This window comes from Atribacterota bacterium, from assembly GCA_028703475.1.
Lineage (GTDB): Bacteria > Atribacterota > Phoenicimicrobiia > Phoenicimicrobiales > Stramentimicrobiaceae > JAQVMU01.
In genome coordinates this window covers 1-9,116 of sequence record JAQVMU010000065.1, presented here as the reverse complement: position 1 = coordinate 9,116, position 9,116 = coordinate 1, and the positions used below count along the sequence as shown (strand labels likewise).

The following is a 9,116-nucleotide window of genomic DNA, read 5'->3' as shown; positions in this document are numbered from 1 at the left end:
GCCAAAAAATATATAACTTTTATTTTAACTTTTATTATTTTTATTTTATTGGCGATGTTTATGCCTTAGTATCGTAACATAAACAAATATTAAAAAACAGATACCATAGGCATGAACATCGAAGATGCCTATGGTATCTTTATATGTAACAAAAAAGCATATAAAGGACTATAGGTTTTTTATTACCTATAGTCCTTTTTTTTGTTGTTGATTGTAATAATTTTTAGGAAAAAACAGGAAAGAATAGAAAAAGTTTTAAATGAAAAAGGAGGGAAAAAGTGTCAGTAAGAGCAATAAGAGGAGCAACAACAGTCATTGAGAATAGTCGGGAATCAATATTGAAAGATACCAAAGAATTACTACTTGCTATGCAAGAGACCAATAATTTTAATACTGAGGATATTATTTGTATATTTTTTAGTATGACTTCAGATTTAGATGCCGCGTTTCCTGCAGAGGCTGCCAGACAACTTGGCTGGAATACAGTGCCCCTTTTTGGAATGCAAGAAGCCGATGTAAGGAATAGTTTAGAAAAATGTATCAGAATTCTCCTTCAGCTCAATAGTAATAAAGTACAAGCCGATTTTCAGCATTGCTATTTAAAAAAAGCAAAAAGTTTGAGAAAAGATTTAAATTACAAAGAAGAAAGGAAGGATAAAAAATGGTGTTAGTAATGGATGCTCGTTCAGATGAGAAGAATTTAAACAGAATAACCGAAAAATTGGAAAATATGGGATTTGAATTACAAATAAGCAAAGGAAAAGAAAGAATTGTAGTTGGTATTATAGGGGATACCAGGAAATTAATATCTTTTCCCTTTCATTCTTACCCAGGGGTAATTGATGTCTTAAAAGTTTTGAAACCCTATAAACTTGCCAGCAGAGAGTTCAAAGAATTATCTACTATAATTAAGATTAATGATGTTTCTATTGGTGGTAAAGAAATAACGCTTATGGCAGGGCCTTGTGCTGTTGAAAATGAAGAACAAATATTTGATATTGCCCACAGGATAAGTAACGCTGGTGTTAAAATTCTTCGGGGAGGAGCTTTCAAACCTCGGACATCTCCTTATAGTTTCCAGGGGCTAGGGGAACAAGGATTAAAGATAATGAGTGAAGCTGCCAGAAAATATGAACTACTGATTGTTACTGAGGTAATGTCTATTGAGCAGATTGAAATGGTATCTAATTATGCAGACATTCTTCAGATTGGTGCAAGAAATATGCAAAATTTTACGCTGCTAAAAGAACTGGGGAAAATTAAAAAACCGGTAATGTTAAAGAGAGGATTATCGTCAACTATTGAAGAATTACTACTATCTGCTGAATATATTTTATCTGGAGGAAATAAAAAAGTAATCTTATGCGAAAGAGGAATCAGGACATTTGAAACTTATACCAGAAATACTCTTGATCTGAGTGCTATTCCTGCTATAAAAGAATTAAGCCATTTACCGATAATTGTCGACCCCAGCCATTCCACCGGGAGAAAGGAATTGGTTCAACCGATGTCTAAAGCAGCTGTTGCAGCAGGTGCAGATGGATTGGTTATTGAGGTACATCCTAACCCGGAAGAGGCATTAAGTGATGGAGCTCAATCATTAGATTTGGATTGTTTTGAAAACTTGGTATCTGAATTAGGGACAGTTGCACAGGCAGTAGGCAGGACTTTACACCATAGTTATACTTCTGTTTAAAATTTAGGAAGGATAATACAAATTGGATTGCATAATTGAAGGTAATGACAATAATATTATACAGAGTATTTTAACAGTTCCGGGTGACAAATCAATTACCCATCGCGCAATTATTTTAAGCTCTATCGCACTGGGAGAATCGAGAATCAGCAACTTCCTAGATGGATTAGATTGCCGAAATACTTTATCTTGCATGCAAGCCCTTGGTGTTAATATTTACAAGGAAAATGATTCTGTATTAAAAATTAAGGGCAAAGGATTGAAAGGCTTACAAACTCCTAAGAGTACTCTTGATGTCGGCAACTCCGGTACAACAATAAGATTGCTATCAGGACTTCTATGTGGACAAAGATTTGATAGTATATTAGATGGAGATGTTTCTATCAGGAAAAGACCGATGCAGAGAGTAATTCAGCCACTATCTCAAATGAATGCCCGAATAAAAGGATTATTTAATGAAAATTTTGCCCCTTTAAATATAACCGGTAGACAACCATTACAGGGAATTGATTATACTTTACCAGTAGCAAGTGCCCAGGTTAAATCTGCTATTCTCCTGGCAGGTTTATATGCCAGAGAAGCAACAACAGTTAGAGAAACGCAGATAACCAGAGATCATACTGAACGGATGTTAAAAATTCTGCAGGCAGATATTCAGGCTTCTCCCGGCTATAATATAAATTTAAAACCTGGAAAAGAATTAATGGGAACAGAAATTGATATCCCTGGAGATATTTCGTCAGCTGCTTATTTTTTGGCGATAGGATGTGCTAGAGAAGGTTCAGAAATAACAATAAAAAATGTGGGAATTAACCCTACTCGTATTGGTTTTTTAAAGGTTTTGCAGGATATGAATGCTAATGTAAAAATAGTTAATCAAAGAGTTATCTCTAATGAACCCAGAGCAGATGTCTGTATCAAAGGTAGCCGATTAAAAGGAATTCAGATTGACAAAAAAATCATTGCAAATATTATTGATGAATTGCCTTTGGTAGCAGTCCTGGCAACGCTAGCCCGGGGGAAGACTATTGTAAGAGATGCCCAGGAGCTGAGAGTAAAAGAGAGTGATAGAATAAAAGCTATTATAGAAGGTTTATCAAGAATTGGAGCAAATATTATTGAAAGAGATGATGGTTTTGAAGTAATTGGTCCAACAGCTTTATCGGGAAATGAAGTAGATAGTTTTAATGACCATCGTATTGCCATGTCCCTGACTGTGGCAGCTTCTTATGCAAAAGGGAAGACTATTATTAAAGATGCACAATGCATGGATATTTCGTATCCAAATTTTTTGCCTGCTTTTAATAAAATAATAAATTAAAAATATAAGGAGAAAAATATGAGTACTGTTACTCTCGTCCTTGGTTTACTCGGGGAACACATTGAAAATAGCCTATCTCCTTTGATACATATGAATTTTATTCGTTATTATTCCTTAAATTATTCATATTTACCTTTTCAAATCAAAAGCAATAATTTAGAAAAGGCTATAATAGGGGCAAAAGCATTGGGAATTAAAGGATTAAATATTACAATTCCTTTTAAAGCAAAGGCTATGAGGTTTATTGATGATGTTGTTTCAGTTGCCAGAAATATAGGGGCAATCAATACAATTGTCTATAAGAATGAAAAAATATTAGGGTACAATACAGACTGTAATGGTTTTAAAGTTCCCTTAAAAGATGGATTGAATATAAACCTGATAGGAAAAAAGGCAGTGGTCTTAGGGGCAGGTGGAGCAGCAAGAGCAGTTATTTTTGCCCTGGCAGATGAAGGATGTTCAGTTATTTCAATATTTAACAGGACTGAAGAAAGAACCAGGCAAATAAAAAAGCAGTATAGAAAAAACTTTTCACAGTGTGAGATAAGAAGCCTGCCTTTCTGCACAAAGAGTTTACAAAAAGAAATTTTGGAGACTGATTTGCTGGTAAATACTACACCCTTAGGAAGCTGGTATTGCCCTGACGAGAACCCGCTGCCAGAGGAAGTTATTATTCGTCCCGAAATAATTGTCTATGACCTGATTTATTATCCTGATAAAACACCCCTGTTACAAAGAGCAGAAATGAATGGAAACAGAACAGTAAATGGTTTGCAAATGCTGGTATACCAAGCTGCAGAAAGTTTTTATTTGTGGACTGGAATTTATCCTGAACGGGAAATAATAAATCAAACAATAAGACAGATTGAACAAAAAAATTGTAATTGTAAAAAGAGGTAGTTTTATGATTTTACGTTTTTTAGATGCCGGAGAATCTCATGGCAGATGCCTCCTGGGAATTATTGAAGGATTTCCATACGGGTTTTTTCTAAGCGAAGAAAAAATAAATAGAGAATTAAAAAGAAGGCAAGGCGGGTATGGAAGAGGATCTCGGATGAAAATCGAGCAGGATCGTATTTCCATTCTATCTGGTATGATTTCAGGCAGGACAATAGGAACACCTATAGGTCTAATGATAAAAAATAAAGACTGGGATAATCAGAATACAGATAATCAACAGGAATTGACGGTGCCTAGACCCGGGCATGCTGATCTGGCAGGTGTACTTAAATATGGTTTAAAAGATTACCGGCCAATTCTAGAACGGGCAAGTGCCCGGAAAACTGCAATGCGGGTTGCCATAGGTTCTATTGGACAACAATTATTAGAATATTTTTCCATAACATCCTTTAGTCATGTTATTAGAATCGGAAATACAAAGATCCAACAGCAGGCAGTTAAAAAATTTACCGAAAAAGAAAACATAGAAAAAATCAAAGAGAGTATTAATTGCTCACCTGTATATTGCCTTGAACGGGAGATATCCCGCCAAATGTGTTGTGAGATTGACCAGGCTAAAAAAGAAGGCGATTCCCTGGGAGGACAGTTTGAGATTATTGTAAGAAATGTTCCGGCAGGACTTGGAAGTCATGTGTTCTGGGAACGGAGGATAGATGCACGTATTGCCGCTGCCCTGATGAGTGTTCCCAGTGTGAAGGCAGTTGAGATAGGTGAAGGGATAAGGGGCTCAGAAAAACGAGGCTCAACGGTTCAAGATGCAATTTTCCTGCAGAAAGAAGAAGGAAATCAACTTAACCGGACATGCTATTATCGCAGGAAAAATTGGGCAGGAGGTATTGAGGGAGGAATTACCAATGGAGAAGATATTGTTGTGCGAGCTTATGTAAAACCTATACCGACTTTACTCAGACCTCTTGCTTCAGTAGATTTGAAGACCAAAAAAGAAACCACTGCAGATTACCAGAGATCTGATACCTGTGTGCTGCCGGCAGCAAGTGTTGTTGGGGAAGCAGTGGTTAGTTGGGAGCTCGCATCTTCCTTTATTGAAAAATTTGCCGGTGATTCCCTGGATGAGATTATAGCTAATTATAATAGCTATCTAGAAAGGGTAAGAAATTGTTAAAAGATAATATCTTTATTACCGGTTTTATGGGAACAGGTAAAAGTACAGTAGCCTGCGCCCTGGCAAAAAAAATAAATAAGAATTTGATTGATACGGATAAAATAATTGAAAGCAGAATAGGTAAATCAATTGCAGAAATTTTTGATAGTGAAGGAGAAGAGTATTTTCGCAGAATAGAAAAGCAAATTTTCCAGGAAATTGCCAGCATAAATAATCTGGTTATTGCAACCGGAGGAGGAACCTTGCTTGACAAAGAAAACCACCGTTTGGCATTGAAGAATGGCATAATTATCCTTCTTCAGGCAAGCCCACAAGTCATATTTAGTAGATTGCAAAAAGAGAATTTACGTCCATTATTATCAGGAAAAAACAAATTAGCAAAAATTATAGATTTGTTGAATAAAAGAAAAGCAAAATACTGCCGTTTTGAATACTGTATTGATACTTCTTATCTAACTGTTAACCAGGTAGTAGAAAAGATAATCCAAATATACTGGAGAAAAAATAATGAAAACAATATTACTGAAATATAAAAAAGAATATATCTGTAATATGTTTATTGGAAAAGATGTATTGGCAGATATTAATAAATATCTTACTCCCATATTGCCTGGAAAAAAGGCAGTAATCATTACTAATCCGTTAGTAAGAGAGCTTTATGGCAATAAAATAGCAGATTTGTTTTCCGAGAATGGGATTCTAACTCATATAATCGAGATTCCTGATGGTGAAAAAAGCAAATCACTATTGATGGCAGGGAATATTTATGATCATCTATTGCAGTTTAAGACAGACCGTTCTACTTCGCTTGTTGCCCTGGGAGGTGGAGTTATTGGTGATTTAGCAGGATTTGTGGCCGCTACTTTTATGAGAGGCATTCCTTTAATCCATATCCCGACAACACTTTTAGCCCAAATTGATAGTAGTATTGGTGGAAAAACTGCCATTGACCACCCAAAAGCAAAAAATATAATAGGAAGTTTTTATCAACCTATTGCCTGTATTGCTGATACTGATGTTTTGGCCAGTTTACCGATAGCACATTTAAAAAATGGAATTGTAGAAGCCATTAAAATTGCCATTATCAGCTCTCCTTCATTTTTTAGCTGGATTGATGATAATATAGAACAATTATTATTTAAAGATAAGAATGCACTGGAAAATCTGGTAAACCAGGCAGCCCGGTTAAAAGTCAATATTATTTTAGAGGATCCATGGGAAAACCATCGAAGATATTTTTTGAATCTGGGTCATAGCATAGGTCATGCGCTGGAAGTTACCGGGGGTTATGATTGGATTACTCATGGAGAAGCAGTTGCACTGGGTACCATCCTGGAGACTAGAATTGCCACTTATAAGAGATTATGTGAACCGGAAGAAAAGCAAAGGATTGAAAATATTTTCAGGAAATTAAAAATTTTGGAAAACATAGATTTAACTAAGATTAAACCATTGGAATGCTGGAATGCAATTCTTCTGGATAAGAAAAACAAAAATGGCAATATTCGCTTTGTTTTACCTGAAAAAGTAGGAAAAGTAAAATTGCAGCAATCAATAGTTAAAAAAGATGTAGATTATGCTTTTGATTCTCTGCAAAATACAGGAGGGAGTAAAAAATGAATATTACTGTTATTCACGGTCCTAATCTAAACCGCCTCGGGATTAGAGATAAAAAATATTATGGAGCGATTACTCTTACAGAAATAAACAAAATGCTTGAAAAAAGAGCGATAACACTAAATGTAAGCCTGAAGATTATGCAATCAAATCATGAAGGGGAAATCATTGATTTTATCCAGCAGTATTCCGATTCAGCAAATGGCATAATTATTAATCCGGGTGCTTTCACTCATTACAGTTTTGCTATCAGAGATGCCTTGGATGACTGTTCTGTCCCGGTTGTTGAGGTTCATTTATCAAATATTTATTCCAGGGAAGGTTTCCGTGCTAAATCGATAACTGCAGAGGTTTGTGCAGGGCAAATTGCAGGATTAGGGGCTCAGGGATATTTGCTCGCACTGGAAGGGCTTAATTTTTTGATAAAACAAAAGCATCAAATAAGAGAGTAAGAAAACATGAAAGGTGGCTGTGAAGAATGAACAAGGATGATAGTGACTTTAGTGAATTTAGAAAGGTTACTGTAATTGGTTGTGGATTAATAGGTGGTTCCCTTGGTCTGGCATTAAAAAAAAGCCAATTTTCAGGTCAAATATTTGGAATTGATAAAAAAGATGTCTTAGGAAAAGCGATGGAAGTTGGTGCTATTGACAGGGGGTGCGAAAACATAGAGGAGGGCTTAAAGAATGCAGATATAGTTATTCTTGCCACTCCGGTTTGCGAAATAATAAGACTCATAAAAGAAATAAATCCTTATCTATCTAAGAATTGCCTGGTAACGGATACCGGAAGTACAAAAACAGAGATTGTAGAGACGGCAAATAATATATTTTCAGATAAGCATGATTTTATAGGTGGGCATCCCATGGCAGGTTTAGAAAAAGGGGGTATAGAATACGCAAAGGCTGATTTATTTATTGGAAAACCTTATATTACTGTTTCCAGAGAGAATAACAGCGAAATGGCTACCTCAAAAATGTCTAACTTTCTTAAAAAAATCGGTTGTTTTGAAATAAAGCTAAATTCTGTTGAACATGATAGAATTATTGCCCTTGTAAGCCATGTTCCCCAGTTGATATCTGTAATTATGACCGATATGTTTGGACAACTGGTACAGGATGGTTATGATGAGAAATGTTATAAAATAGGTGGAAATGCATTCAATGAATTGACCAGAGTAGCTGGTAGCCCCTTTTCCATGTGGGGTGATGTTTATCAAACAAATAACAAATGGGTTGTCAGTTTTATAGACAATTTAAAGGAAATGCTGGAGAGGGCAAAGGGAAAGATTGCTACAAATCCCTATGGCCTGGAAGAAGATTTTAAGAAAGCGCACTATTTTAAAGAGAAAATGTAGAAAATATTAATTATAAGTATTCAGGATAAAGCGTAAAGTGATTAACTTTTTAAAATAATTTGTCAAAAATAGCTAAATGTGCGAGGTCAATATTATGGAAAATAGAGAAGAAAAGAATGATTATCACTATAAAAAAGATTGCGTAGTTGCATTGCAGGGAGAAATCGGTTCATTTAGTGAGATGGCTGCATTACACTATTTTGGCTCTTCTATTGAGGTATTATCCTGTAATAGCTTTGATGAAGTTGCCCGGATGGTGAAAGAAGGGAAAGCTGATTTTGCAATCCTGCCTATTGAAAATTCCCAAACCGGTGGAATTACCAATGTGCATGATTTATTATTAAGTGAAGAATTATTTGCAGTTGGTGAAATTATATTAAAAATTGAACATTGTTTGATTTCTCATTATAATACTAAAACAGAAGAAATAAAGAAAATATATTCTCATCCACAAGCTTTAGCTCAATGTGAAAGATACCTGATTAAAAATTTTCCCGATTGCCAGATAATTCCTGTTTATGATACTGCTGGTAGTATTAAAAAAATCAGGGAATCAAAAGAGTTATTTGCTGCCGGAATTGCCAGCCAGCGAGCTGCTTTATATTATCAGATGAATATTATAGAAAGAGGAATTGAAGACAATCCTTACAATTATACCCGCTTTTTGGTGTTATTCCAGAGAATTTTGCCTGGTGAATCAAATAACAAAACTTCAATTATTTTTGCTGTGGTAAGTGTGCCCGGTGCTATATATAAATGCTTGAAGGAATTTGCCATTCGCAATATCAATTTAACCAGATTAGAATCAAGGCCGAGTAGAATGAAACCATGGGAATATATTTTTTATTTAGATTTTGAAAAAGGTCTGCAAGAACAAATTGTTCAAGAAGCATTGGAATCATTAAAGAATTCCACCACTTTTATTAAAATTATTGGTAGTTATAAATCTTATTCAAATGAAAGCAAATGTAAATAAAAAAGTGTTTCAAAAAACTCAGGTTCTTAAAATTTAATTCTATCGGGAAACAATTTATCGAATAAT

At 35.1% G+C, this 9,116-nt stretch carries 10 protein-coding genes; all 10 read left to right on the top strand.

The window, feature by feature from the left end; genetic code table 11:
• Positions 1-278: 278 nt before the first annotated feature.
• Positions 279-671 (top strand): chorismate mutase, encoded by a 393-nt coding sequence (aroH, locus tag PHQ99_06865; GenBank protein MDD4289292.1) that lies wholly within the window; start codon positions 279-281, stop codon positions 669-671.
• Entirely contained in the window at positions 662-1,696 is a 1,035-nt protein-coding gene (gene aroF, locus PHQ99_06860; GenBank protein ID MDD4289291.1) for a 3-deoxy-7-phosphoheptulonate synthase, read from the top strand. The genes aroH and aroF overlap by 10 nt, the downstream gene beginning before the upstream one ends.
• 22 nt (positions 1,697-1,718) lie before the next feature.
• The gene (aroA, locus tag PHQ99_06855; GenBank protein ID MDD4289290.1) at positions 1,719-3,017 is read left to right on the top strand and encodes a 3-phosphoshikimate 1-carboxyvinyltransferase; all 1,299 of its coding nucleotides are present in this window, start codon (positions 1,719-1,721) and stop codon (positions 3,015-3,017) included.
• An 18-nt stretch (positions 3,018-3,035) separates the two neighbouring features.
• On the top strand, positions 3,036-3,917 hold the full coding sequence (aroE, locus tag PHQ99_06850; GenBank protein MDD4289289.1) for a shikimate dehydrogenase: 882 nt from the start codon (positions 3,036-3,038) through the stop codon (positions 3,915-3,917).
• A gap of 7 nt (positions 3,918-3,924) precedes the next feature.
• Complete coding sequence (gene aroC, locus PHQ99_06845) at positions 3,925-5,100, top strand: chorismate synthase (protein MDD4289288.1); 1,176 nt, start codon at positions 3,925-3,927, stop codon at positions 5,098-5,100.
• Positions 5,094-5,633, top strand: coding sequence for a shikimate kinase (locus tag PHQ99_06840; GenBank protein MDD4289287.1), 540 nt, complete (start codon positions 5,094-5,096; stop codon positions 5,631-5,633). Before aroC ends, PHQ99_06840 begins: the two co-directional genes overlap by 7 nt.
• Positions 5,608-6,720 carry a 3-dehydroquinate synthase gene (aroB, locus tag PHQ99_06835; GenBank protein MDD4289286.1) on the top strand — a complete coding sequence of 371 codons (1,113 nt, stop codon included), beginning with the start codon at positions 5,608-5,610 and terminating at the stop codon, positions 6,718-6,720. The genes PHQ99_06840 and aroB overlap by 26 nt, the downstream gene beginning before the upstream one ends.
• Positions 6,717-7,169, top strand: coding sequence for a type II 3-dehydroquinate dehydratase (aroQ, locus tag PHQ99_06830; GenBank protein MDD4289285.1), 453 nt, complete (start codon positions 6,717-6,719; stop codon positions 7,167-7,169). Before aroB ends, aroQ begins: the two co-directional genes overlap by 4 nt.
• 26 nt (positions 7,170-7,195) lie before the next feature.
• Positions 7,196-8,074: a prephenate dehydrogenase/arogenate dehydrogenase family protein gene (locus tag PHQ99_06825; protein ID MDD4289284.1), complete on the top strand. Its 879-nt coding sequence runs from the start codon at positions 7,196-7,198 to the stop codon at positions 8,072-8,074.
• 94 nt (positions 8,075-8,168) lie between these two features.
• The gene (gene pheA / locus PHQ99_06820; GenBank protein MDD4289283.1) at positions 8,169-9,050 is read left to right on the top strand and encodes a prephenate dehydratase; all 882 of its coding nucleotides are present in this window, start codon (positions 8,169-8,171) and stop codon (positions 9,048-9,050) included.
• Positions 9,051-9,116 lie beyond the last annotated feature (66 nt).